The organism is Helicobacter trogontum (assembly GCF_000765905.2).
GTDB classification, from domain to species: domain Bacteria; phylum Campylobacterota; class Campylobacteria; order Campylobacterales; family Helicobacteraceae; genus Helicobacter_A; species Helicobacter_A trogontum.
This window is the reverse complement of the sequence record NZ_JRPL02000005.1, coordinates 71143-96521: the sequence shown is the minus strand read 5'-3', so window position 1 is coordinate 96521 and position 25379 is coordinate 71143. Positions and strand designations below refer to the sequence as shown.

Sequence of the window (25379 nt, the reverse complement as noted above, 5' to 3'; positions counted from 1 at the left end):
GAGATGGGTGAGTTGAATTCAAATTTATCAAATATTTTTCAAAAGACTTTACATTTTGTAGAGAATATGCGTCATGATGTTTTAACTATTGAGCACGCTTTTTATGTTTTACTTGAAAATCCAGTGGGTAGAGAACTTGTTGAGGCAACTGGAGCAAATATAAAGATTTTATTGGATTCTCTTGGTAGTTATTTAGAAAAACATATACCAAAAGGACGTGCTTTAAAGGAATTAGAAGCTCCACATCAAACACCAGCATTTATGCGTGTATTTGATCATATGGTTTCACATGCAAAAAATGCACAAAAGGCAAGTGTTGGGGTTGGCGATTTTTTTGTAGCTCTTATGCAAGAAGAGGATTGTTATTGTGCAAGATTGCTACGTGCACAAGGTATTCGGATTGAAGATGTAATGCGTGTTGTTGTAGATTTTGATGAGCATACGCCTAAAGAGAAGACAAAAGATTCTCAAAGCCAACTTGAAAAATATGCGAAAAATCTTAATCAATTGGCTATTGATGGTAAGATCGATCCGCTTGTAGGTAGAGATTTAGAGATTAATCAGATTGCACAAGTGCTCTGTCGTCGCAAGAAAAATAACCCCATATTAATAGGTGAGGCTGGAGTTGGCAAAAGTGCTATTGTAGAAGGTTTAGCATTACGTATAGTAGAGGGTAAGGTGCCTGCAAAATTGCTTAGTAGCGTGATTTATGCTGTTGATGTAAGTTCTGTTGTTGCTGGGACAAAATATCGCGGTGAATTTGAAACGCGTATTAAAAAGATTTTAGCAGAAGTAGAAAAAGATAAAAATATTATTATTTTCTTTGATGAGATTCATATGATTGTTGGAGCAGGTCAGTCAAATAGTGGAGGTATGGATTTTTCAAACCTTTTAAAACCTATGCTTGCTAGTGGTAGATTGCGTTGTATTGGTGCGACTACAAATCATGATTATAAGAATTCATTTGATAAAGATAAAGCGTTGGCACGTCGTTTTACACAGATAAAAGTTGTAGAGCCAAGCGAAGAAGAGTGTTTATTAATTCTTCAAAAGATTGCACCACTCTATGAGAAGTTTCATAATGTAATTTATGAAGATGAGGCGATAAAGGCTTGTGTTAGCCTATCAAGCAAGTATATTACCGAGAGGCACTTGCCTGATAAGGCCATAGATCTTATGGATGAAGTGGGTGCAAAAGCACAATTAAATGAGTTTTTGTGTAACAATGAGAACAAACATGATACTCTAGAGATACCATTAAACACGAACACAAAGAAAACAAAAAAAGATTCTAAGTCACAGCATAAAGTTATTACTAAAGAGCATATTGAATTGCTGATGGCAACAATTACAAACATTCCAAAATCAACTATTAATGCTGATGAAAGCATGTTGTTAAAGAATCTAGAATCTCAACTTAAAAAACGCATTTTCTCGCAAGATAAAGCTATTGAAAAAATCGTAGAAAAAATAAAGATTAATAAGGCTGGTTTGGGCGAACTACATCGTCCTATCGCGAGTTTCTTATTTACTGGTCCATCTGGTGTTGGAAAGACGGAGTTGAGCAAGGAGCTTGCAAAAACACTTGGTATTAAGTTTGAACGAATTGACATGAGTGAGTATGCAGAATCTCATAGCATTAGTAAGCTTATTGGATCGCCTGCAGGATATGTGGGTTATGAAGAAGGTGGACTTTTAATTAATAAAATTCGCACAAACCCACATTGTGTGTTACTGCTTGATGAGATTGAAAAAGCACATAGTGATGTGTATAATATCTTGTTGCAAATTATGGATTCTGCAACATTAACAGACAATCAAAATAATAAGGCTGATTTTAAAAATGTAATTCTTATTATGACCAGCAATGCAGGGAGCAAAGAGGGAAATGCGGTAGGATTCCTTGATACGGGTGAACATAGGGCAAATATGGCTATTAAAGATACCTTTAGCCCAGAGTTTAGGAGTAGGCTTGATGCTATTATTCCATTTATGCCACTTGGCGTGAGTGAACTGCAAAAGATTGCACAAAAATATATTGCTGATCTTAATGCAACACTACAGGAAAAACACATTATATTAAAACTTAGCCCAAAAGCTGCACAATTTATAGCACAGCAATCTATTGATAAGACACTTGGAGCACGAGAGATTAAAAAGACTATTGATTCTGCTATTAAGTTGCCTTTAAGCAATGCTATGTTGTTTGGTGAGTTGCGTAAAGGTGGGATAGCACATATTAACGTGAAGAATAATGCCCTTGTGTTTGATATACAAAAACAAAAGCAAGAGATTATTTAGACAAAAGGTTTTATGTTAAGCCATTAATATGTTATGCTATGGATCAGACTTTCTAAACACTAGAAATATGATGATAACCTAGATCTAATTTAATGAGGAGTAATATGCAATCTACATTTATCACACTATTGTTGTGTTGCTTTATTGCCATGTCATGTTATGCCAAAGCCGCAACAACAAGCACAAAAGAAACCCGTCATGAAGCTATTTCTAACGCAAATCAAGATTCTAAAATGCACCCAAAATCACATGTAGATGAAGTAGAAAAAGGTAAGATAGATTCTAAGAGTGTTGTAGATACAAATGAAACAACAACACATAAGAATATAAAATCTGATAACAATATGCAGGAAAAAGAGATAGTTGCTAAAACAACTGCAATGCATACAGAATCTAAGACTATGAAAAAGTATTTGCCACAGACAAAAAGTGAATTAAAGGCTCTTGTGGATGATGAATCTATAAAACTAAGTGAAATTGACACAAGTGCTATTAACGATATGAGTGCCTTATTTAAAAACTCAATACGTAAAGATTTTAGCGGCATAGAATCTTGGAATGTAGAAAATGTGACAAACATGTATGCTATGTTTGATCGTGCAAAGTTTTTTAATCATGATATTTCTAGATGGAATGTTAAAAATGTGACAAACATGGATTTCATGTTTGCTGATGCTGCGCAGTTTAATAGAGATATTTCCAAATGGAATGTAAGTAATGTGGAAAGCATGAATAATATGTTTGCAAGGGCTAAGGCTTTTAATAAACCCTTAGAATCTTGGAATGTAGCCAATGTGCGTTACATGAATGCCATGTTTCTTGAAGCAGAAAGTTTCAATCAGAGTCTTAATAAATGGGATACTAGAAGTGTTGAAAGTATGCGTGAAATGTTTTATGGTGCAAAATCTTTTAATGGCGCATTAGATTCTTTGAATGTGGAAAATGTAATAAACATGAATGCTATGTTTGCTTTTGCGACTTCTTTTAATCAAAACATTCATACATGGAATGTCAGCAAAGTGAAATATATGGAGAATATGTTTGAGAATGCTATAAGTTTCAACCAACCTTTAGAATCTTGGAATGTATCTCGGGTAGAAAGTATGCTTGCTATGTTTAAGAATGCAAAGAATTTCAATCAACCCTTAGAATCTTGGAATGTATCAAAGGTGCGTGAAATGCGATCGATGTTTGAAGGAGCGTTAAGGTTTAATCAGCCTTTAAATAAGTGGAATGTAGGTCGTGTAACAAGCATGAGCTCTATGTTTAAAAATGCAAAGGCTTTTAATCAAGAAATTGATAAATGGAATCTTGCGGATGTGTGGAATACAAGTGAGATGTTTAGAAATGCAACTTCATTTAATCAGGCGTTGAGATTCTGGCGTACACATAATATAAGATATATGGATCGTATGTTTGAGGGTGCTATAAGTTTTAATCAGGATTTAGATTATTGGGAAGTAAATGCAAAAAGCAAGATGGATATGTTTAAAGATTCTGGTATGAGAAGGCTTCCTAGCTGGTATAAATGACGAATTATTATAAATCTATTCCTTATGTATATTGCAAATAAATATATCTTGACTAAAAATATTCATATAATCTATGAGATTTTATATGCTGTGTAAGATTGTTAAGCAGTTTGTGGATTGATTTTACACATTTAGAAGAGTAGATTGCATGAAGATACAAGGAATGTAATTAAGAGATAATTTGTATTTTTGTGCATAAGAGTATTTGGGTTTGCAGTATTTATATAATGCTATCAAAATAAACAACTAAGAATCTAAGGATAAGAGGTATGAGTGATTAGGGCTTGTCATGCACAATTTTGTGATATTGAAAGCTTAAATAAAGTATAGCAAAACCACACATCCGATTATTTGCCAAGATTGATCTTGGCTGCACGAATGGCTCTTATTGACTGCTCACTACATTTAAGATGTGATAAACTCGGTAATAGTATCAATTATAGTCTATAAAGCTATGATCTATTTGCCTCTTCTAGCATGTGCAACTCTTCATCTTCCTCTTGCATGGCTGCTACCATTTCTGCATAGAGCTTTAGGCTTTCGATTGCATCCTCTTCATCAATTTTGCCCATAATATAGCCAACATGCAATAAAACAAAATCACCAATAGCTACATTATCCTGCATGAGATCAAGGCTTGCTTCGCGTTGGACGCCAAGTGTATCAAGTGTTGCCATATTTGTTTCTTTATTTATACTTATGACCTTAGATGGGATTGCTAGACACATATTGTTATCCTTGATAGAATCTTTTAAGTCTGTAATGCTAACACAATAAGAATAATATTGCACTTAAGCTAAAATCAATATAAAAAACCTTGTGTTAAAATATTCTGTAATTATGTGTTAATAATATGAAAACTAAGAGGTATTGAATCACATAGAATCTAGATAATAACATGCTATATTTACACTAGCTTTTATTCAATGTTTAATAAACTCGTAATTATTCTATTATAAAACATTTTGGTTTTATAACCTCGCCCAAGATTCTATACTTATTCTTATTTTCTTGTAATATATAAAAATATCTTTTTTATAATACGTATTATTTTAAGCCATATTTGCAAGGTTTTTAGCCTATGATATGCTTTGGTTTTTTGATACCTCTTACAAACTATACACAATAGGGACATGTAAATCAATGAAGGATATTAAAGCATTATTTATAGTGTTTTTTAGAGGTTTTGATTACAAGAAGGTATGTCTTACTACAAAGTTTTGTTAAATTATCAAATTTTAGGTTATTGCTGTATGCGGAACTATATCTATGGATATTGTTTGCACTTAAGATATAGGTGAGATGAAAACCATGTAAAAATTATAACTTTGAGTCTAATATAATATAAGAAAAATCAAACACAGCTGGTTCAAAAGATTCTATGCTTAATTGCACCTTCATATTCTTTTTTTCAAATACAGATGGGTATCTGAAAGCAATAAGATAGCCGCTAGATAAATTGTTTTGTAGGGTTAGTAAGTCATCAAGCTCCCTAGCCTCTATAGGGCGTATCCATAAGGGCTTTCTGCCAAACATGCTAAGCTGCATAGAATCTGGCATTACTGTATATTCGTCATCATTAAATATTTCTAAAAAAAAATATTCTCTGCCATTATAGATACTACTATCAAGACTATTTAAGTGTGTTAATCTTGCAGCAATCTTTAACTTTTCATCTGCACCCGAGAGTAAAATCATGCGACTATTTTGTGCTAATAATTCAGGTGGTGTATCCAAAAATTCAGATTTTGAGAAATATGATGAACAACCAAGATAAAACACATAAAAAAATAATGGGACATAACCTAAAAACTTCTTAAAGAATAACTGCATACCTAGCTTTCATTAATAAAGATTTACTGCGTATTCTAGCAAATTTGTTATAATAGTCAGCTAATTTACATTTGAAGGTAAAACATGAGTATAAGGCATCTCATACAAACCACTGATTTACATGTAGAAGAAATTAAACATATATTTGCACGTACCGCAAATATGACTGATAATAAAGAGACATTAAAAAACAAACGCTTTATTACCATATTTTTTGAAAACTCCACTCGCACATTAAGTAGCTTTTCAATAGCCATTAAGAATCTTGGCGGAGAAGTTATAAGTCTTGATGTAGCAAAAAGCTCTACTGCTAAAGGTGAAAGCATGGCGGATACTGCTGCAACGCTTAATGCTATGCAGCCACATGGAATTATTGTGCGACATAAAAGTGCTGGAGCACCAAATTTCTTAGCACACTTTACTTCTTGTCCAATCATTAATGGGGGTGATGGTGCACATGCACATCCAACACAAGCTCTACTTGATCTTTATACAATGGCAAATCATTTTGGCAATAATGATTGTTTGCGTGGGTTATCTGTACTGGAAAATAAAAAAGTAGCAATTGTTGGGGATATTAAAAATTCAAGGGTTGCAAATAGCAACATTGAACTATTAACTCGTTTTGGTGTTAATGTTGTGCTTGTTGCACCGCCACATTTTCTTTACAAAACACGATTGCAAACTGCACATGATCTAAGAGAGGTGATTGATGAGGTTGATGTCATTATGGCTTTGCGAACACAAACAGAGCGGCATAATACACAAATTTATGGTAGCCTTAAAGATTATGCAAATAGATTTTGTGTTACTAAAGAATTAATAAAAGATCGTGATATTATTGTGTTGCATCCTGGACCCGTGCATCGTAATATTGATATTGATGATCATGTATTGGCAAGTCCATGTTGCAAAGTGCTTACACAAGTGCAAAATGGCGTTAAGATTCGCATGGCAGTTATGGAATTTTTATGTCATGATGGATAAGACTGCTTCAAATATATGTTATGACGCGTCATATTTTTATAATATAGTTTTTTTGTGTGTTATAATCCAGCTATTTTTATTAAAGGTTGTTTATGCGTTTTATTTTCTATCTTTTTATTTTATGTTTTAGTGCTGTGGTGTTTGCAAGTGATATTACTGGTGTGTATGCGGTAGCCTCAAAGGGTGATGAATCTTATGTTGAGATCTTTCAAAAAAATGGCAAGTTTTATGGTGTGGGGTTTGCAAATAAAAGTGGCAAAGATTCTGGTAATGATGTGAAAAATCCAGATCCAAGGCTGCGTGATAGAAAGGTTGGTGGAAGTGTATTTTTATGGAATCTTACACACAAAAAAGACAACAAATATCATGGTGGTAAGCTCTATAACTTTCAAAATGGTGATACCTATCATGTCAGTGCAGAATGGAATGATGGGGTGTTGAAATTGCGTGTGAGTAAAGACAAAAGAGGCACATTTGGTAAAACTCTATCGTGGCGAAAAATGAGTGATAAAGAGATTGCCCCTTATCAAGCAAAAAGACCAAAGATAGAAACCTTACAATTACCACAATGAGTAATATCAAATCACATGTATTTGCAAGTGTGCGTATCCTTGCTTGGTTTTTAAGGGTGAAGGGAGTTTAAGTTAGCTATCACTATTTTTCCATCTTAGCTATGAAATTTGGTAATCAAATATCTTGTTGTGTATTCTATTAAGATAGATAAGGATGAAAATGCAAACAGAAAATATACAGACAAATGGGGCTATGGCAGTGCAAGATGATGTGCGGTATGCCTTTGTGAAAACCTTTCAAAATCCAATCAAGCCAATAAGAATATCGGATGCAGACTTAACACAAGATGTGATGCAAAATACCATGAATTCTAACATACATCAAGGTTTAAATAATATGCAACAAGACACCAAGGAGACAACACATATAAAGCCTAGTACCATAGATAAAGTGCAAAAAGATGGGAAAATGGCACAAGTACCACAACTTTTTTCTAAAACACAAAAAATTCTGCAATATTTATCTAATTTAAGCGTTTTTGATAGTGAGAGTCTGCAAAAAGGAATGAAAATTGATTTATCTAGTAGCAATTCTAAATTTTTTGAGTTATACATTGGTGCAGAACTTCATCTAGCATGTGCTTACACTTATATTCTTGATGAACGAACATTTGCAAAAAAGGATTCGCCACATTTACATTTTATTCGGTGTGAAGCGATAAAAAAGACATCACAAGAATTAATAAGAGTGTGTGTGCCAACCAAGAATGCTTTTGATTACCGCGTTCGCTCTGGTGGTGTTGACACGCGACTTTTCTATGAGCATCCCCTACGTATTTGCCCTTTATGTATAGCAGAATTGTGTGAGATTTTGAGTGCGAAACATAAGCGTGCAATTCATGCAAATCAAATCAAAGAAGAGGAGATTCTTGGTTTGCTTTTTAAAAACAAATTGAAAAATCTTGTAGAATAAAAGGAAGATTATGGTTCCATCATTGATTATGCTGCATCTATATGATAAGATTCCAAACGAGAGTTTTACGCTTGTAAAAGACAAGCTAAGGAAATTGGATAAGGTTGGGCTTGCAAAAATTGTCATAGGTTTACCATTATTAAAGCTCCATAATGTTCAAATGGTGTTCTGGGTTGGGAGTGTTATACTTGGTATCTTTGGAGTCGGTCGTTTTATGATTGGCGATAGAGTTATTGGTGCACTAAAAGTTAGCCTTTTGCTCATATCATATGCATTATTGATGATTAGTGTAGTTTTTGTGCAGTTATCCGATTTAGCACTGATTTCTCTTATTTTTCTTGTTGCGGGTTATATTGGTTTAGTTGGTGTTGCAATATGGTGGGGTCTTGATATGTTTTTTATCTTGCCAAAGGCAAAGAGAGCAAATCTTAATAAAATATTACATTTATTTAACTCTTAGATTCTAAAATATAATTGAGTTTTATGTATAGTTTATATATAAAGAATCTAAAATCACAAGAGAGAGAATATGCAAAATAAAATTACACAAGGTAAGGTCATGCAAGAACGTCGAGAAGCGTTTTTACATGAAATAATAAATGAAGCATTAGGGAGTTTGGGCGATAGTATGCTAAATACACTAGAGGTTACAAGAGTGCAATGCTCAAGAGGCAAACATGATGCTAAGATATTTATAGAATCAAGCAATATAGATAAAGATATGCAAACAAAGATTCTACAAGCTTTCAAAAAAGCACGTCCAATCGTGCAAGAATATATTTTAAGCACAACTGCATGGCACAGTGCACCAAAGCTTACGTTGGTGTTTGATGATAGTTTACAAATCCAAAATAATCTTGATAAAATCTTTGCACAAATTCATAATCAATCAAATAAGGATAAGACATGATAACAAAAGATTTACATGATAAAATTGAAGCATTAATTACGCAAAAAGGCATAGAGCTTTATGATATCGAGCTGTTAAAAGAAAATGAAAATATGATTTTGCGTATTTCAATCTTTAAGAAAGATGGCGTTAGTCTGGATGATTGTGAAAATGTGAGTGCACTTATTGCCCCACTTTTAGATGTAGAGCTTACTAGTTTGGAGGCGTACCACCTAGAGGTAAGTTCGCCAGGTATTGAACGAAACTTGAAAAAACCAAAACATTTTTTATGCAGTATAGGACAGCAAGTCGCAGTTACCCTATCAGATAAAACAACTATAGTTGGTATCCTAGAATCTTATAATACAGAAGAGATAACAATCAAAGAGATTCTTAAACCGACAAAGAAAAAACAGCAGACTCCACAAGATACAAGAACGCATGTCATACGACTTGATGAATGTAAGAAAGTAAAGACGATTTTTGATTGGGAAAGCTATGCTTTAAAAGAATAGGCTGATTGTGCAGTTTTCTATCTCATATATCTCTCTTGTTTATTGTATTTTTTGGTAAAAAGTATGTATGTTTAGCTGCCTTCACTAGCTTATATGGTGTTAGTGCTGTTTATCATGGATAGATTTTCATGGATTTTGGTGTTTTTTGCCTTGCAAAGTCTAATAGAAATCTACAATCCAATGCGATTGATGAGCTTTAGGAGTGGTCATCCAGCAAAGGAGTTTTTAGGCAATTATGCACTGACTTTAAAATAGGTGATTAGAAAATGAATGCATAAGAAGATGAAATTCGATAATGCTATCTTATTTTTATACAACATATATTAAGGCATTCTTCTTGATTTACTTTGAATATTTAGGGCTTGATGTATAGATATATTGAATTTTCTTTGAGATTTTAAAAACTTATACACAAGCACTCTTAAGCTTACAATGTGTATTTCAATGCACTAAGCTTTAAATAATCTGTTTATCTTTTGTGTGCGAAGCTTCATTGCAATAGCTTTTTATACTATGTAATGATATATTACTAAAGATTATAAGAATTTATAATGGGTTATTGCTTGTGTGTGGTGATAGAAGTAGTTGCACTGCCTAGTTTTATGAGTGATAATTCATTATTTACAACACTTCGTAATAGTGACAATCCAATGACATTAAACCATGCAACCTCATAGGAAGTTAGTATATAATTTAAGGCTTTTTGATACACTTTTGTGTATTTTATCTTAAGGAGCGTTATATGGATTTTCTCACAAATTTAAGCGAGGGCTATCAATTTGGCATTCAGCTTTTGGTTGTGCTTATATGTTTGTTCTATGGTGCAAGAAAAGGTGGCATTGCGCTTGGGCTTTTAGGCGGCATTGGGATTTTAATGCTCGTCTTTTTCTTTCACATTAAACCTGGAAAGCCTGCCATCGATGTTATGCTTACGATTCTAGCAGTTGTGGTAGCAAGTGCGACACTTCAAGCAAGTGGTGGGCTAGATATTATGTTGCAAATTGCAGAAAAAATATTAAGACGCAATCCAAAACTTTTAACAATTTTTGCTCCATTTGTCACCTGCTTTCTTACCATTTTGTGTGGAACTGGACATGTAGTCTATACAATCATGCCAATTATTTATGATATTGCAATTAAAAATAATATTCGTCCTGAGCGTCCCATGGCAGCTGCGTCTGTTGCCTCACAAATGGGAATTATTGCCTCGCCTGTGTCTGTTGCGGTTGTAAGTCTTACCGCATTGCTCCTTAATGCTGATCATAAGCTTGCAGGATTTGATGGCTATATTAATTTACTTCAAATTACTATTCCTAGCACGCTCTTTGGTGTGTTGTGTATAGGTATATTTTCATGGTTTAGAGGCAAAGATTTAGATAAAGATGCTGAATTTCAAGCTAGAATCAACAATCCTGAAACTAAGAAATATGTCTATGGAGATAGCAAAACGCTATTAGATGTTAATTTGCCACAAAGTAGTTGGATTGCGATGTGGATCTTTTTGGGAGCGATTGTTTGTGTAGCTTTGTTTGGAATCTTTGATTCTTTGCGACCAAATTGGGGGCAAGTTATGAAAGATGGTGTAGCACAAGTGGATGAATTAGGAAATCCCAAAATGGATTCTCTTTCAATGGTGGCAGTAATTCAAATGTTTATGTTACTTGCTGGCTCACTTATTATTATTTTTACGAACACCGATGTAAAAAAAATTGGTAGCAATGAGATCTTTAAATCTGGTATGATTGCACTTGTAGCGGTGTTTGGAATCTCATGGATGGCAGATACAATGTTTGCTGTTCATACTCCAATGATGAAAGATGTGATGAGTGTATTGTAACAAGACATATCTGGGCTTATGCAATTATGCTGCTTTTAATTTCAAAATTTGTTAATTCTCAAGCAACAGCGATTACAGCATTTGTGCCTTTAGCATTAGATATTGGCGTTGAGCCAGGAGTTGTGGTAGCATTTGCGGCAGCGTGTTATGGCTATTATATTTTACCAACATATCCAAGCGATCTTGCGACAATTCAGTTTGATAGAAGCGGGACAACACGTATAGGAAAGTTTGTTATTAATCACAGCTTTATTTTGCCTGGATTAATCGGCGTGTCTAGTTCGTGTGTAGCGGGATATTTTTTAGTTCTAGCGGCTGGATACCTATAAGTTTAGCAGCTGACTAACAAACTATATGATGTGCAATTTCTTTAAACCCATTGTTTTTTGAGTTGCACACAATAATAATTGTCTCTTCTTTTACTGGTTTATGTTGTTTTTCAGAAAATTAATATTTCTACTTATTTCCATGGTGATCATATTAAGTATTAATAATAAATAAAAACACAAAGATTAAAAGTTTTTATGCATTAAGCCCCAGTATAATACATCTCAACATTTAAGCTCTAAGAGTTGATACAAACATGAAATGGCATAATTGTGTATTCCTTATCCAGAAATATTCAAAAGATTCTGCAAAGACAAAATTTAAAAACATACTTTTTATTTAATCATTTTTATGTATAACCTTTTTAAGCAATAATAACCTTTTAAGTACTTTCATAGGTTGGATTTTTGGTGGATGCAAGGGTTTTTAAGAAAGTAGTTATAATGAAATTTAGTATCCCTAGATTATGAAAACATTTTAGATAATTAACAAAAGAATTATACAATATGTAGATTATTAAACCTATAAAAAGGAAGATTATGAAAATCCCTCATTTTATCATGTTGAATCTGCTTGGCTTGAGCCTCACTTCTTATAGCTTGTTAGCACAAGATTCTAGCAAAGTGGTGCAGAAGTTCTTAAAGGAGAATACAAAGCAAGATTTTAAGGTTATATCTAATACACAAGAGCCATTAAAAGATGTTTCAATTATGGTCTTGGAATCTCCAAGCAAAGAGAGAGTAACGTTGCTTGTGAGTAAAGATGGCAGCTATATTATTCCTTTAACAGATGGTATTGCAATAAATAATGGTAATAGTGCTTTGCGTACTAGTATTGATGGGGTTAATAAATATAATAAAGATATGAAAGATTCTAATGTATTAACCTTATTTAAAAAACATTCAAATTCGGTGTTGAAGATAGAATCTTCAAAACCTTCAAAAGAGACAATATACATGGTTTTGGACACTACTTGTCCTTATTGTTTGCAAGAAGTCATGCATCTTGATGATTATCTGAAAGAAGCAAATCTTGAAGTGCTTATGGTGGGTATATTAGGACAGAAAGCACATAATAGAGCTGCTGGTTATTATCAAGAATTGCAAGGTGTAAAGAATAGAGATCAAAAGATTGCATTATTAAAAAAAGTATTTCGTGCTGAATATGCACCAAAAGTTGGTAATAATGATCTTGTGACACGTATTTCAGAAGATATGCTTGCATCAGGTGTGCAAGGTGTGCCCTACATTATAAGAAGAACAACAAAATAATAAGGCGAAGTTTTATTGAGAATCATTTGAGCGTTAGTGTGTGCTAGATTCTGTTTCTACGGAATTAAGGCGGTTTTTATGAAACATACTATACAATATAAATCATTGATTGGAGCCATTTAAACCTAAAAATAACAGGGGTGTGTGATGTTAGAAATTTTGATGATTGAAGACGATGTTGAACTAGCAGAAGTGTTAAGTGATTATTTGAAGCAACATGATATCCATGTGACAAACTATGATGAGCCATACACAGGCATGTCAGCACTTGCAACAAAACATTTTGATCTTTTATTACTTGATCTTACTTTACCAAATCTTGATGGATTGGAGGTATGTAAGAAGGTAGCAAAGCAAAAAAATATTCCTATAATTATCTCATCGGCACGTAGCGATGTGAACGATAAAGTAAAAGCACTTGATAGTGGTGCGGATGATTATATCCCAAAGCCTTATGATCCAAAAGAGCTTGTAGCTCGTATCCAATCTCTACTCCGCCGCTATTCGCAAAAAATGGCAGAAGAGAGGGTGGCAGATAAGTCAGTGATATTTTCTATCGACAAGGATACAAGAGAGGTGTTCTTTAAAGATAAAAAACTTGATTTAACTCGAGCAGAATATGAGATTCTAACTTTACTTATTAGCAAAAAGGGGCATGTCTTTAGTCGGGAGGCAATTGCTATTGAATCTGAATCTATTAATCCAGAAAGTTCGAATAAAAGTATTGATGTTATCATTGGTAGATTAAGATCAAAAATAGAGGAGAATCCTAAAAATCCGCAGTATATTATTTCTGTACGCGGGGTTGGTTATAAGTTAGAAGCGTAAAGTTTACTATGTATGATGCTTAACTGGGCTTGATGCTTTTTGTTTGTTATTAAGCATTGTTGTATGTGGATGATCTCATATTTTTTTATTAAGGTAAGCGTTAGAAATGGTTTTTGAGAGTACTGACTTAGTAGATAATAACTTTGAATAAAACTACATCTGATACCAATAGCTTAAGTATTGCAAGAAAAATCTTTCTATTTATGTTATTATATTTCTAATGGCTATATGTTGTAATCGCATGGAATCTTTTTTGCTTTTATGATTTTTAGACTTAATAATGATTTTGTCTATAAGGGATTTTGATGTTAAGATTTTTTATTTCAATTAGATTTGTTTTACTGCTTTTAGTTGCATTTGCATTGACGGCTTGCTCTCAGGGCAACTATAGAGCTGAGTATTACTCCACGGTGTTGCCAACCTATGATTTTGACACAAATGCACCGACTATTATCATATCAGATCCGTGGGATCTTTCATCAAAATATTACGCTGGACAAGCATTAATAGCTTTTAAGAAAAGAGGATTCAATAATATCTATATGCAAGGGCAAATTGATACCTCATATGCTAGAAATGTCATCTACATACGCGTTGCCAAAGAGCGTCTAGATCCATCAAGTAATTATCAATATACTTTTAATGCAACAGGGGTTTGCAATGTAATTAATGGTGTGCCCTCATGCAGTATTGATACAAAAAATGGAGAATCCACGCAAAAGCAGACAAGGCGTGTTGTGCGTGATGCCTATCGTGTAGCGTTTGATTGGTATGATGTATATAAAAAGACTAGAGTTTTATACGTGGCAGGAAATGCAGCAGTAGATAGCGGACAATATACAGATCTGCAAGTTTTTACAAATCTCATCAATGATACTGTGTCGCGAATGGAATTTCGGCGACCAGTGCAGTATATCTATAATGGCTCTTTAAACTCCAATCACTAAGCATGTTAATACCAAAGACACTTTCGCCAAAATGGGCTGATTTACTTAAAGATGAATTTAGTAAGCCCTACTTTTTAGAGATTATTAAACATTATAGACAAGCACTCCAAGCACATAAGAATGCGATTTTTCCACCAAATGAACTTATTTTTAATGCCTTTAATCTAACACCCCCAGAATCTGTTCGTATTGTAATTTTGGGGCAAGATCCCTATCATGGTAGTATTTTTACACAGGATAGGGAAATCCCACAAGCTATGGGATTAAGCTTTAGCGTTCCAAGGAATGTGCCAATACCTCCTAGTCTAAAAAATATTTACAAGGAAATTGAAAGTAGTTTAGGGATTTGTATGCCAAATCATGGAGATCTGACACAATGGGCAAGTAAGGGTGTGTTGCTGCTTAATGCAATACTTAGTGTGCAAAAAGGTATGGCAGGATCGCATAAACATTTTGGTTGGGAGATGTTTACAGATTCTGTTATTCATGCTCTTTCAACGCACTATGATGGTATCGTATTTATGTTGTGGGGAAATTTTGCTAAAAAGAAAATATCCTTGATTGATACAACAAAACATGCAGTTATTACAGCTCCACATCCTAGTCCACTTGCTAGGGGTTTTGTGGGTAGTGGAGTTTTTCTACAAGCCAATAAAGCATTGCAGGATATGGGCAAAAGTGCCATGGATTGGCGTATTGTTTAAACTTATAGAATGAAATTAGTATTTATAAGAGAAACAAATGAGTCATAAACGATCTCTTAATCATCAATATATAAAAGCTTGATCAATCTTGTATTAATTTGCATCAATTAGATTAAGTGTAGTATGTGCTCTAAAAGGCAGTTTGTATCACAATACTCATATATTTTTTTGCAGTATAACTATGCTTAATTCAAGAAGATCTTGTTGTTTTTTTGCCAGTTTATACCATATTGTGAAAGGTTAAGGCTTTTGCTCTTATTGCTTTGATTGCATTAATTGCAAACCATTACATAACCTCATTAATATCAATAAGCACAACAATAAAGACTATAGGCTTTAATATAATAAGCCTCTATTTTATGCATTAGTCAAACAACAACATCTAGGCTAAAGAATTAATACAAACATAAAACGATATAATAAGCGACTAAAAACATGTAAAAGATTTCACAAACATAAAATTTTTAGACATGCTTTGTTGAATAGCTTTGTGCATAGTCTTTAAAATATTAAAGAAGCCTTAATACTCTTTAGGACTTTAGATTGTAAATGTGGCTCAAACATGCGTACTATCTTAAATAAAGTTTGTTTCTGTATAGAACAAACAGGGTGGATAAATTTCACCATTATTAAAGTAAATCCACTTGACTTTTATTATGTATTGTGTTACAATAAGATTTCTCTAAATGTCAGGGTAGCTCAGCTGGTTTAGAGCGCTGGTCTCATAAGCCGGAGGTCGGGGGTTCAAGTCCCCCCCTTGACACCAATAATTTACGTATACTACTCCTCATTTTATAATTCTATAATATTGTATAATTTCAATTTGATTTCAATAGAAGCTTTTTGGTTTAGCCAAAGTGTGTTGATGACATTAATGCGTTTGCGACATTGATAACTAAGATAAATATGAATGTGAGAATACTTGTTTTTAAACTTATATACTAAAAGAATCTTTCTAGGAGCTATTAACAAGACAATATAATTTCTCAATATAGACAAAAGAGCAAAACAATAAAAAGTGTTGCCATGGTTAATATCCTAGAGATTATAAATTTAGAAATTATGAAAAATTATTTAAAATATTGAGGTTTTTTGTAAGTATTTAGTATTTTGGTTAGTAATAGAGTATTTATAAATAAAAATACATCACTTTCTAAAGATAAAAATAGATAAAACCAATACAAGATTCTATCTAGCAATAATTGTTTGTATATAGGAATAGGTAAAAGAGGATTTTTCCAAAAAGATAGTTGAAGGATTGTTGCATCTAGTATGATTAATAAAGAGTAGCTTTTGTTTGTTGCTTGTGTTTTTATAGATAGATTAAAGGTTTAGAAACCTAGAATACTTTATATTTCAGATACTTGTGTTTGCCAAAGTGTGTATATATGTAGATATGCATTTGATCTATATCTATTTGATTACAAGTTGAATCTTCTATCCTTTGTTGTATTGGCTTGTGTGTCAATCTGTTTGGTTATACAATCTAATTATGTGATAATACCAAGCAATATAATTCTTCTAAATTACATATTAATCTCTTTTGCTTATGTATGTTTCAATAGGCACTTGTATGTAATTTCTCAAGTGGAAGCAAAGTATGTATATAAGAGATAGACCTCTTTTGGATATGCGAGTAAATAGAGTAGGTTAAAATGTATGATGTTTTATATAAGGTAGAATCTTAATGAGATAAATAGAATTTTTATTTCTTGGGTATTTTGCAAAATGTGTAAGAGATTTGCATACAGGATTTATGTCACACAAATAAATATATTTGTGTGCATAATCTCATAATTTTATTAGATTACAACACACTGAAATAGCAAAACCTCTTCCTACATTTCAATTACAAAACTCTATATTTCTTAGATGCTTTTAAGTAATATTTCATGCACACTATCAACATAGCTTTTAGAATCTTTTAGGCTATGCCCTTCAAGTATTTTTGCACCATTAAAAAGAATGAGGCAATATTTATTACGTAGATCATTATCCATGTTGTTTATTTTTTGGATAAGCTCATGATTTATATTGAGTTCTACATTCTTTTTTGGTTCTGGCATTTCTTGCCCCATTTGCCGCATGATTTGTTCCATATAACTATTTTGCATACCTTCATCAGTGAGTGCTAAAGGTGAAGTAAGACTATCGCTAAGACTTACTTCATTTACGCCATCTAAGCCCTTGAAAGATTCTATAAGTGGTTTAAATGCTTTCTTTTGCTCCTCGCTAATTTCACTTTTGATACCCTCGCTTGCCTCTTTGCTGTTAATATCAAGTAGTTTTGTGCCATCAAACTCTCCGATTGTAGGAATAACAAAGCTATCTACCTCATCAGCAAACAAGAGCACATCATAGTCTTTAAATTTTTCAAGCACAGGATTATTTTTTAAGGTTTCCAAATCTTTGCCTATAGCATAGAATATACCTTTTTGTTCTGTACCCATTGATTCCTTATATGCTTTAAGGCTTATATTCTCACCTTTTTTCAATGAATATGCGCGCACAAGTTGTAATAATTTCTCTTTATTTTCATAATCACCATACAACCCTTCTTTTAGCACCTTGCCATATTTTGTGTAAAATTCTTTATATTTGGCTTCATCTTTTGCAACAGATTCTATCATGCTTAATACTTTTTTGACTGATGCACTCTTAATTTGTTCTAGAATCTTGTTTTCTTGCAATATTTCTCTGCTTACATTCAAAGGTAAATCATCGCTATCAATAATACCATGAATAAATCTCAAATATGAGGGCAATAGCTCTTTATCATCATCTGTTATAAATACGCGTTTTACATAGAGTTTAACATGTGATTTGTAATCCATCCTTTGCATATCAAATGGCGGTGTAGCTGGAATATAGAATAAGCTTTTATATTGCAACTTGCCTTCAGCATGAGTGTGGATATAGCTTATAGGCTTTTCCTTGTCATAAGCAAGTGTGCTAAAAAAGTCTTCATAGTCTTCTTTTTTTAACTCACTTTTTGACATAGTCCAAAGTGCTTTTGCTTTATTTACTTGCTCTTCTTTTTCTTCCTTGATAACTTCTTCTTTACCCTCTTCTTTTTTTTCTTCTGTGTATTGTAAAAATATAGGGAATTGAATATGATTTGAATATCTCTTAATCACATCCTCAATGCTCCATCGATTACAATATTCTTTTGCATCATCTTTAAGATATAGTGTGATTTCTGTACCATAGTCATCTTTGCTTGATTCTAGAATCTCATATTCGCCATCGCCATTGCTTATCCATGTATATGCTTTTGTGTCGAGTGCTTTTTTTGTATTAACAATCACTTTATCAGCCACCATAAAGCTTGAGTAGAAACCAACGCCAAATTGCCCAATGAGATTAGAATCTTTTTTCTTATCGCCACTTAGATTCTCTAAAAAGCTTTTTGTACCGCTTTTTGCGATTGTGCCAAGATGGTTATTTAAATCGGCTTCATTCATACCAATGCCATTGTCAGCAATTTTTAATATCTTTTTTTCACTATCAAAACTAATGGTAATTTTTGGTTGAAATGTGAGACTTTTGTATGCATCATCGCTTAGTGTAAGGTGGTTAAGCTTGTCGAGTGCATCGCTTGCATTTGAAATAAGTTCGCGTAAAAATATCTCCTTGTTGGAATAAAGAGAGTGTATCATTAAATCAAGCAATTGTTTGATTTCTGTTTGAAATGCTTGTTTTGCCATATTAAACTCCTAATTTCATATTAAAATATTTGAGTTAGCAATTATAACATAAGTTTGATAAATAAATATAACCTTTAGTTAATAGTATTAAGTTTAATTAGTATATTAATATAACATTTATTTAGCCAATATATATAATATTATGTATAATGTTGAATATCTTATATTGTTTTTATGGTAATTTAGTCTTCCTTGTATGTCTATGTTAAGCATGTAGTAGGCAAAAGAGGATTGTATTGTGCTGGTTTTATTATGATGTATTATGTGTGGTGTTGTAGCTAGAGTACACAAGAGACAAGATGGCATTTATAATAAGAAGAAAGAGCTAGACTTATTGTCTGACATATTATTGAAGATTATGTTTGCAGAGGGCTTAGCTTGTAAATGTATTGAAAGATTCTTTTAATATTTTTGAAATTATGCATAAAATCTATACGCAAAAAACTATTTCATAGGCATGTTTTAAAGGTTCTTTATCTTTTAGATAATTTTAATATGAAAATATTTAAGAACTTTTTACCATGTATTTTACATGAATATTCTAGTTATGTCGCACCTATTTCATCTTTGATGTATAAGCTTAAAGTGCTATTTTTGCTTCTTTTTACGCATAAACCATATGTATATAAAAGTGCATATGCACACAAAAATGAGTACTGCGATCACAATGAGACGCATTTTTGTTTTAATGTCTTGTTGTATAGAATCAAGCTCACCTCTACCAAATGTCTCTATAATTTCATTGATATCAATGCCACTAAAAGTATCACCAAGCCAAAATCCAAATCCAGTCAAAATGCTCACCCAAATACATGCTCCAATGAGTGTAAAAATACTAAAACGCCATAAATTCATCTTTGCAAGTCCAGCAGGCACAGAAATATACTGCCTCACAACAGGAATGAGGCGACCCACAAAGGTGCTAATTTCTCCATGCTTATCAAAAAATTTCTCTGTTGTCACAAGACTTTTTTCTTTCATAAAAAAATATTTACCATATTTTATAACAAAAATTCTACCGATTTTTATTGCTATGAAATAATTACACAATGCACCAGCAAGACTGCCAAAAGTCCCTGCAAGAATAGCCAATATAGGATTCATCTTGCCTTCCCATACCAAATATCCAGCAGGTATCATAACCACTTCGCTAGGCATAGGTAATATGCTTGATTCTATTGCCATAAAAATGAAAATACCAAGATAGCCAAAAGATTCTATAATATCAAGAATGAAGTGTATAATAGTATGTATCATTGTTATTCTTTGCTTATTAAACTAAAAATTGCATTATATATAAACATTTTGTATAATTGCAAATAGGCAATAACTCTTAATTGAAGGCAAGAATATGAATGAACTCTTTCAAGGTGCAATAAAATTTTATGAAGAAGATTATAATAATGAAAAAGCCTTTTTTAAAAGTTTGCAAGAAAATAAACCACACACCTTGTTTATTACTTGTGTAGATTCTAGAATTGATCCAAATAGACTCACACATTCAAAACCAGGTGAACTTTATGTGGTACGTAATATAGGTAATCTGATACCCCCATTTAAGGATGAAAATGATGAAATGATGGAAGGATATCTTGCTACTACGTCCTCTATTGAGTATTCTATTTGTAAGCTCAAGGTAAAAAACATCATTGTATGTGGACATAGTAATTGTGGAGCATGTGCAGCAGTGTATAATCATGATATGCTTAATGAGATGCCTTATGTAAAAAAATGGCTTGAACTCCTTAATCCAACGATTGCAAAAGTTGAGACTATGCAGCCAGAAAGCGAGCATAAACGCATTTGGCTTACAGAACTTCAAAATATCCAGCAACAACTCTATAATCTGTTGAGCTATCCATTTGTTGAAGAGCGTTTTAATCGAGGGGAGTTGCAAATTTATGGTTGGTATTACAATATTATGAATGGGCAGATTCTAAACTACAACCTCATTACACGCGAATTTAAACCCATTGTTAGAGATAATACGCACTGAAATGTGAGTTATAAAACCTTATTTGACATGTAGTAATTTAGTAAGAAGACTAAGAGCAAAATCTCATATACAATCATTTTAGCATTTTTAATAACTATATTTTTACTCATCTATTTACAACATGTTGTTAACATAAAACTCTGCAATCAACCCTCTATAAATAATAAGATACATCTAATATCTTGTTTTTTATACTGCGAAATATGAGCAACTCAAAATAAACTTAGCACATCTTTATTTATCAAAAATTAATTATAATTTTGCATTTATTATTAAAGAGATTCTATAAAACACGAGGAAAGATATGGTTACAACAAGATTTGCACCATCGCCAACAGGGCATTTACATATTGGCGGCTTACGCACCGCATTATACAGCTATTTGCACGCACGTGCCAAGGGTGGTAAGTTTTTGTTGCGTATAGAGGATACAGATATAGAGAGAAATAGTAAAGAAGCGCTTGATGGAATCCTAGAAGCATTTAAGTGGGTGGGGCTAGAATATGATAAGCCAATGCTTTTTCAAAGTCAGCGAACAGAGATTTACCAGCAATACGCACAAAAGCTCCTAGATTCTAAACACGCGTATTACTGCTATCTTACAAAAGAGGAACTTGCTGATATGCGATTACAAAATAAGGGATCAAATCATGCAAATTGTAGTCGTAAATACAGGGATTTCACTGGTGAGATTCCAAAAGACATAACTCCTTGCGTTCGCATTAAGGCACCGCTAGAGGGTGTTATTGATTTTGATGATGGTGTTAAAGGTAAGATTAGTTTTCAAGCTAGTGAGCTTGATGATTTTGTGATTTTACGAAGTGATGGGACACCAACATACAATTTTGTCGTTGCAATTGATGATGCGTTAAGTGGAATTACAGATATTATACGTGGCGATGATCACATTTCAAATACGCCAAAACAGCTACTTGTATATAAAGCATTAGGGTTTGATATACCAAGATTCTATCATATCCCAATGATTTGTAATGAGCAGGGTAAAAAACTAAGCAAAAGGGATGGTGCATTATCTGTGTTGGAATATAGAGACAATGGCGTTTTACCAGAGGCTTTACTTAACTTTTTATTCAAGCTTGGATATGGGCATGGTGATAAGGAAATATTCAGTTTGCAGGAGATGATTGAGTGCTTTGATCCACATAGAATCAATAGCAATCCTTCTGGATGTAATTTTTCGAAACTATATTGGTTAAACGCAGAATACATTAAGGCAATGGATAATGAGAGATTAATGCAAATACTTAATGTAGAGATTTTAGATTCTATGTCATGTGGGCAAAAAAATATACTCTTAGATGAGTTAAAAACGCGTGTAACTGAGCTTGTAAGCATGAGACATGCAATCAAACAGATTATCCATGCACCATTGCCTTATGAGGGTGAAGATATAGAAAAATCGCAACAAGCGTGTTACGACATCTCATTATACAGAAAGCTATTTGTAGAAGAAAATAAAGCAGTTTTAGAACAGGCTTTAAGTCAGTTTGTAGATAAGCTCAATAACATCACGCTAGATATAAACAATATAAAAGCCATTATACAAGAATATGCGAATACACTTACAATAAAGCCTAGTGTATTCATGCAGGCTTTGCGACTTGGGCTTTTAGGGCAAAAGGGTGGTATTGATCTAGGTGCATGTCTTTGTATCCTGGATAAAGATGAGAGTATCAAAAGGATACAAACCTTAATTGAGTTTGCCAAGAGAAATTAAATCATCTTTGTTGCAAGTTTGATATTTTATACTTTAGTGTAAGACATGTAGCTAAAAAAGCAATTAGCAGCGTTTTTGTCTAAGATAGCTATTGCATGTATAAAATTTTAATCCTAAAAGTAATCATCTGTATCATAGGTATCACTTTTTAGCCTACCTATATCCGTGTCATCATATTATTAAATGGGTTTATGTTATATTTGATAAGATATATTATTAATAAACATGAACTTAGAATCTATTATACAATTTACATAAAAAATATACAAAAAAATACTTGACTAATGGGTGAAAAAGAGAGGTAACATCTTGTATCAATGCCGACTCATTGTGTAGAACTTGAGAGAAAACTTTGGCTATCAGATGTATAGAAATTACAATCTTAAGGCATGATCAAGTAGGGGCTAATTTTTAATAGTTGAGGGTAGGGTGATTTTCAAATATGGCTTGTGTTGAATATATAAGTTCTAGGATTTATATTTGTTATAACATCAATACTTGCTATGGCATATTGAAGTTGTATAAAGTATTTTACATAGATAAAAATTCTTGTAAGTATTTGTGTTTGCAAATAGTAGTGGTTGCTATAAGATACAAATTGCACTTGTCATCTTTATTAAGACTTGTTCTGCAATTAGAAGTACTATGGCAAACCTTCTACTTATCTATTGTGGCTATTTGCTAGGATATCTCTTTCAGATAAAATTGGTTGTGTTGTAGGCCAGCTAATCCCTATTTTTTCATCATTCCATGCGTATGTAAATTGGTCTTGTGCGTCAAGATATTCTCCATCATAAGCAAGTTTATAGTAGTAGACTGCATTGTTTGAGCTTACATAATATGAATTTCCCATGTTTGGTGGTATTAAAATTATTTGTTGATTATTTTCGTTAATAATAAACTTTTCCCATTTGAGATAGGTGGGTGAATCTTTTCTGCAATCCACTACAACTTGATGCACCTCACCATACACACAGGTGACTAGTTTATATGTTTTTACATCCCCATGTATACCACGCAAGACATTATGACATGAGGTAATGATTTTATCATGTTTGAACTTTATATTATTTGGTATTAGTTTACCTATACAATCTTCTGTAAAAATCGTCCAAATCTCACCGCGTAAATCTCTAAATTTATTAGGAGTAATAATGTGTACACCTTGTAGTAGTTTGGATTCTGTAATATGAAATTCTATTGCCATTTCATGCACTCCTTGTAAAGCGAAGTGCTATATGGGAGGAGTATTCATTATCCGTGTAATTATTGACAGGATAAAGTTTGGTGCAGAAAACTAAAGTGTTCTTACCCCCCCCCCCATCTATTACTGTTTTTAATAAATGCAAGGAATCAGAAATATCTGTTTGATGATTTCCCACAAAAAATCCATGATTATGCAAATGTTTTGCATTCTTTAAAGAACCATGTATCTCATAATCAAAATAACGCAACACCTCGTTCTGTGTGAAATCACCTGCAACAATTGGTCTATATTCTATGTTATTTTTGTCCAATCGTTGAAGTATGTGTTCTCGTTTTATCAAAGAATTTGGACGAATGATGAAGGAAAAACCAAACCAAGAACTCAGTCCAATTTGCTTTTGAATAATAAAATCAGGGTGATTTTGGAAGTACCTACAAAAAATTTCTGCATTTTTTCTTCTATATTCTAAAAAAATAGGAAGCTTTCTTAGCTGCATAATGCCAATGGCTCCACTCATTTCAACGGGTCGTACATTATATCCAGGTAAAACAAAGCGAAATGACTCATGAAACCAACTATCACTTTTTGGTGCCACCAAGTTATCTTTTGGTAAATTTCTAGTCCATCCATGTGCCCTTAGACAAAGTAAAATGTGATACAACTCTTCGTTATCAGTAACCACAAAACCACCTTCCATAGTTGCTATGTGGTGTGAAAAAAATGTAGAAAATGTCCCCATGATACCAAATGTGCCAGTTTGCTTATTTTTATATTCTGCACCCATTGATTCACAATTATCTTCCAACAAGACGATATTTTTGTTACCTATGATTGCCTGTATCTTATCAAAGTCGTTTGGATTGCCCAGTAAGTTGACACACATAATCATTTTTGTAGAATCTGTGATAGCATCTTGTAGCGATTCTAAATCATAGTTTAGTGTTTCCAAATCAATATCTACAAATTTTAATTTTAGCCCATATTGATAAAGAGGATAATATGTTGTGCTCCACGACACAGCAGGAACAATAACTTCATCGCCTCTTTGCAATTTGTTGTGTTTTGTATAGAATAAGGCTGCAGTCGCTATTAAATTAGCTGTTGAACCTGAACTTGTCATTACGGCATACTTAGATCCTACAAATTTTGCGAAGTTTCTTTCACATTCAGCTACTTTTTCACCCATTGTAAACATATCATTGTCAATGACTTCCCTAATTGCCTGTAATTCTTGCTCATCCCAAGTGGATGACGCCAATGGATAACCTACCATAC

The 25379-nt window shown here is 32.9% G+C and carries 22 protein-coding genes, 1 tRNA gene and 1 pseudogene; 17 read left to right on the top strand and 7 right to left on the bottom strand.

Going from position 1 to position 25379, the window contains the following annotated elements; genetic code table 11:
• The first annotated feature begins 3 nt into the window (after window positions 1-3).
• A complete protein-coding gene (locus LS81_RS03665; RefSeq protein WP_034345362.1) occupies window positions 4-2301 on the top strand; it encodes an AAA family ATPase in 2298 nt (765 codons plus the stop codon).
• Between the two features lie 104 nt (window positions 2302-2405).
• Window positions 2406-3833, top strand: coding sequence for a BspA family leucine-rich repeat surface protein (locus LS81_RS03660; RefSeq protein ID WP_052096489.1), 1428 nt, complete (start codon window positions 2406-2408; stop codon window positions 3831-3833).
• A 452-nt stretch (window positions 3834-4285) separates the two neighbouring features.
• Here the strand turns inward: LS81_RS03660 and LS81_RS03655 are convergent, their stop codons facing one another.
• Window positions 4286-4561: a HypC/HybG/HupF family hydrogenase formation chaperone gene (locus LS81_RS03655; RefSeq protein WP_034345359.1), complete on the bottom strand. Its 276-nt coding sequence runs from the start codon at window positions 4559-4561 to the stop codon at window positions 4286-4288.
• Between the two features lie 592 nt (window positions 4562-5153).
• Window positions 5154-5666: a hypothetical protein gene (locus LS81_RS03650; protein ID WP_034345356.1), complete on the bottom strand. Its 513-nt coding sequence runs from the start codon at window positions 5664-5666 to the stop codon at window positions 5154-5156.
• A gap of 84 nt (window positions 5667-5750) precedes the next feature.
• Here LS81_RS03650 and LS81_RS03645 point away from each other — a divergent pair, with 84 nt between their 5' ends.
• The 7 genes from LS81_RS03645 to LS81_RS11495 all read left to right on the top strand — a co-directional run bounded on the left by LS81_RS03645 (window position 5751) and on the right by LS81_RS11495 (window position 9797).
• Window positions 5751-6653 (top strand): aspartate carbamoyltransferase catalytic subunit, encoded by a 903-nt coding sequence (locus tag LS81_RS03645; RefSeq protein ID WP_034345352.1) that lies wholly within the window; start codon window positions 5751-5753, stop codon window positions 6651-6653.
• Window positions 6654-6745: 92 nt separating this feature from the next.
• Window positions 6746-7225 carry a DUF2147 domain-containing protein gene (locus LS81_RS03640; protein WP_034345349.1) on the top strand — a complete coding sequence of 160 codons (480 nt, stop codon included), beginning with the start codon at window positions 6746-6748 and terminating at the stop codon, window positions 7223-7225.
• Window positions 7226-7385: 160 nt separating this feature from the next.
• The gene (locus LS81_RS03635) at window positions 7386-8138 is read left to right on the top strand and encodes a hypothetical protein (protein WP_233715872.1); all 753 of its coding nucleotides are present in this window, start codon (window positions 7386-7388) and stop codon (window positions 8136-8138) included.
• A 10-nt stretch (window positions 8139-8148) separates the two neighbouring features.
• On the top strand, window positions 8149-8598 hold the full coding sequence (locus LS81_RS03630) for a hypothetical protein (RefSeq protein WP_034345346.1): 450 nt from the start codon (window positions 8149-8151) through the stop codon (window positions 8596-8598).
• A gap of 69 nt (window positions 8599-8667) precedes the next feature.
• Complete coding sequence (gene rbfA, locus LS81_RS03625; RefSeq protein ID WP_052096488.1) at window positions 8668-9048, top strand: 30S ribosome-binding factor RbfA; 381 nt, start codon at window positions 8668-8670, stop codon at window positions 9046-9048.
• The gene (locus LS81_RS03620; RefSeq protein ID WP_034345343.1) at window positions 9045-9542 is read left to right on the top strand and encodes a ribosome maturation factor RimP; all 498 of its coding nucleotides are present in this window, start codon (window positions 9045-9047) and stop codon (window positions 9540-9542) included. The genes rbfA and LS81_RS03620 overlap by 4 nt, the downstream gene beginning before the upstream one ends.
• A 93-nt stretch (window positions 9543-9635) precedes the next feature.
• Window positions 9636-9797: a hypothetical protein gene (locus tag LS81_RS11495; protein WP_162549626.1), complete on the top strand. Its 162-nt coding sequence runs from the start codon at window positions 9636-9638 to the stop codon at window positions 9795-9797.
• 301 nt (window positions 9798-10098) lie between these two features.
• On the opposite strand, the gene LS81_RS11215 is transcribed toward LS81_RS11495, so the two are convergent.
• Window positions 10099-10254: a hypothetical protein gene (locus LS81_RS11215; RefSeq protein WP_161976742.1), complete on the bottom strand. Its 156-nt coding sequence runs from the start codon at window positions 10252-10254 to the stop codon at window positions 10099-10101.
• A 30-nt stretch (window positions 10255-10284) separates the two neighbouring features.
• Between LS81_RS11215 and LS81_RS03615 the strand changes: the two are divergent.
• The 6 genes and pseudogenes from LS81_RS03615 (at window position 10285) to LS81_RS03590 (ending at window position 16222) form a co-directional block, all read left to right on the top strand.
• A pseudogene (locus tag LS81_RS03615) lies at window positions 10285-11708 on the top strand (anaerobic C4-dicarboxylate transporter).
• Window positions 11709-12245: 537 nt separating this feature from the next.
• Window positions 12246-12977 (top strand): thioredoxin domain-containing protein, encoded by a 732-nt coding sequence (locus LS81_RS03610; RefSeq protein ID WP_034345341.1) that lies wholly within the window; start codon window positions 12246-12248, stop codon window positions 12975-12977.
• A gap of 147 nt (window positions 12978-13124) precedes the next feature.
• Window positions 13125-13805 (top strand): acid response regulator transcription factor ArsR, encoded by a 681-nt coding sequence (gene arsR, locus LS81_RS03605; RefSeq protein WP_034345338.1) that lies wholly within the window; start codon window positions 13125-13127, stop codon window positions 13803-13805.
• A gap of 305 nt (window positions 13806-14110) precedes the next feature.
• The gene (locus tag LS81_RS03600) at window positions 14111-14752 is read left to right on the top strand and encodes a hypothetical protein (RefSeq protein ID WP_034345335.1); all 642 of its coding nucleotides are present in this window, start codon (window positions 14111-14113) and stop codon (window positions 14750-14752) included.
• Window positions 14753-14754: 2 nt separating this feature from the next.
• Window positions 14755-15456, top strand: coding sequence for a uracil-DNA glycosylase (gene ung / locus LS81_RS03595; RefSeq protein ID WP_034345333.1), 702 nt, complete (start codon window positions 14755-14757; stop codon window positions 15454-15456).
• A 688-nt stretch (window positions 15457-16144) separates the two neighbouring features.
• Window positions 16145-16222: transfer RNA gene (locus tag LS81_RS03590), tRNA-Met, on the top strand.
• Window positions 16223-17324: 1102 nt separating this feature from the next.
• Here LS81_RS03590 and htpG read toward each other — a convergent pair.
• Window positions 17325-19163: a molecular chaperone HtpG gene (gene htpG / locus LS81_RS03585; protein WP_034345331.1), complete on the bottom strand. Its 1839-nt coding sequence runs from the start codon at window positions 19161-19163 to the stop codon at window positions 17325-17327.
• Between the two features lie 588 nt (window positions 19164-19751).
• Complete coding sequence (locus tag LS81_RS03580; RefSeq protein ID WP_034318727.1) at window positions 19752-20420, bottom strand: DedA family protein; 669 nt, start codon at window positions 20418-20420, stop codon at window positions 19752-19754.
• A 94-nt stretch (window positions 20421-20514) separates the two neighbouring features.
• Between LS81_RS03580 and LS81_RS03575 the strand changes: the two genes are divergently transcribed.
• Both LS81_RS03575 and gltX read left to right on the top strand, forming a co-directional pair.
• Window positions 20515-21159, top strand: coding sequence for a carbonic anhydrase (locus tag LS81_RS03575; RefSeq protein ID WP_034345329.1), 645 nt, complete (start codon window positions 20515-20517; stop codon window positions 21157-21159).
• 304 nt (window positions 21160-21463) lie between these two features.
• Window positions 21464-22897: a glutamate--tRNA ligase gene (gene gltX, locus LS81_RS03570; protein WP_034345327.1), complete on the top strand. Its 1434-nt coding sequence runs from the start codon at window positions 21464-21466 to the stop codon at window positions 22895-22897.
• A gap of 661 nt (window positions 22898-23558) precedes the next feature.
• Here the strand turns inward: gltX and LS81_RS03565 are convergent.
• Both LS81_RS03565 and LS81_RS03560 read right to left on the bottom strand, forming a co-directional pair.
• Window positions 23559-24104, bottom strand: coding sequence for a dTDP-4-dehydrorhamnose 3,5-epimerase family protein (locus tag LS81_RS03565; RefSeq protein WP_034345325.1), 546 nt, complete (start codon window positions 24102-24104; stop codon window positions 23559-23561).
• 1 nt (window position 24105) lies between these two features.
• On the bottom strand, window positions 24106-25377 hold the full coding sequence (locus LS81_RS03560; RefSeq protein WP_081955896.1) for a DegT/DnrJ/EryC1/StrS family aminotransferase: 1272 nt from the start codon (window positions 25375-25377) through the stop codon (window positions 24106-24108).
• Between the last annotated feature and the right edge of the window lie 2 nt (window positions 25378-25379).

Bases quoted from the DNA above. Each gene is read 5' to 3' on its own strand.
- LS81_RS03600 (WP_034345335.1), top strand. From the start codon at position 14,111: ATGTTAAGATTTTTTATTTCAATTAGATTTGTTTTACTGCTTTTAGTT.
- LS81_RS03665 (WP_034345362.1), top strand. From the start codon at position 4: ATGGGTGAGTTGAATTCAAATTTATCAAATATTTTTCAAAAGACTTTA.
- rbfA (WP_052096488.1), top strand. From the start codon at position 8,668: ATGCAAAATAAAATTACACAAGGTAAGGTCATGCAAGAACGTCGAGAA.
- LS81_RS03650 (WP_034345356.1), bottom strand. From the start codon at position 5,666: ATGCAGTTATTCTTTAAGAAGTTTTTAGGTTATGTCCCATTATTTTTT.
- LS81_RS03565 (WP_034345325.1), bottom strand. From the start codon at position 24,104: ATGGCAATAGAATTTCATATTACAGAATCCAAACTACTACAAGGTGTA.
- LS81_RS03640 (WP_034345349.1), top strand. From the start codon at position 6,746: ATGCGTTTTATTTTCTATCTTTTTATTTTATGTTTTAGTGCTGTGGTG.
- LS81_RS03620 (WP_034345343.1), top strand. From the start codon at position 9,045: ATGATAACAAAAGATTTACATGATAAAATTGAAGCATTAATTACGCAA.
- LS81_RS03630 (WP_034345346.1), top strand. From the start codon at position 8,149: ATGGTTCCATCATTGATTATGCTGCATCTATATGATAAGATTCCAAAC.
- LS81_RS03610 (WP_034345341.1), top strand. From the start codon at position 12,246: ATGAAAATCCCTCATTTTATCATGTTGAATCTGCTTGGCTTGAGCCTC.
- gltX (WP_034345327.1), top strand. From the start codon at position 21,464: ATGGTTACAACAAGATTTGCACCATCGCCAACAGGGCATTTACATATT.
- LS81_RS03660 (WP_052096489.1), top strand. From the start codon at position 2,406: ATGCAATCTACATTTATCACACTATTGTTGTGTTGCTTTATTGCCATG.
- LS81_RS03580 (WP_034318727.1), bottom strand. From the start codon at position 20,420: ATGATACATACTATTATACACTTCATTCTTGATATTATAGAATCTTTT.
- arsR (WP_034345338.1), top strand. From the start codon at position 13,125: ATGTTAGAAATTTTGATGATTGAAGACGATGTTGAACTAGCAGAAGTG.
- htpG (WP_034345331.1), bottom strand. From the start codon at position 19,163: ATGGCAAAACAAGCATTTCAAACAGAAATCAAACAATTGCTTGATTTA.
- LS81_RS03655 (WP_034345359.1), bottom strand. From the start codon at position 4,561: ATGTGTCTAGCAATCCCATCTAAGGTCATAAGTATAAATAAAGAAACA.
- LS81_RS03560 (WP_081955896.1), bottom strand. From the start codon at position 25,377: ATGGTAGGTTATCCATTGGCGTCATCCACTTGGGATGAGCAAGAATTA.
- ung (WP_034345333.1), top strand. From the start codon at position 14,755: ATGTTAATACCAAAGACACTTTCGCCAAAATGGGCTGATTTACTTAAA.
- LS81_RS03575 (WP_034345329.1), top strand. From the start codon at position 20,515: ATGAATGAACTCTTTCAAGGTGCAATAAAATTTTATGAAGAAGATTAT.
- LS81_RS03645 (WP_034345352.1), top strand. From the start codon at position 5,751: ATGAGTATAAGGCATCTCATACAAACCACTGATTTACATGTAGAAGAA.
- LS81_RS03635 (WP_233715872.1), top strand. From the start codon at position 7,386: ATGCAAACAGAAAATATACAGACAAATGGGGCTATGGCAGTGCAAGAT.
- LS81_RS11495 (WP_162549626.1), top strand. From the start codon at position 9,636: ATGGTGTTAGTGCTGTTTATCATGGATAGATTTTCATGGATTTTGGTG.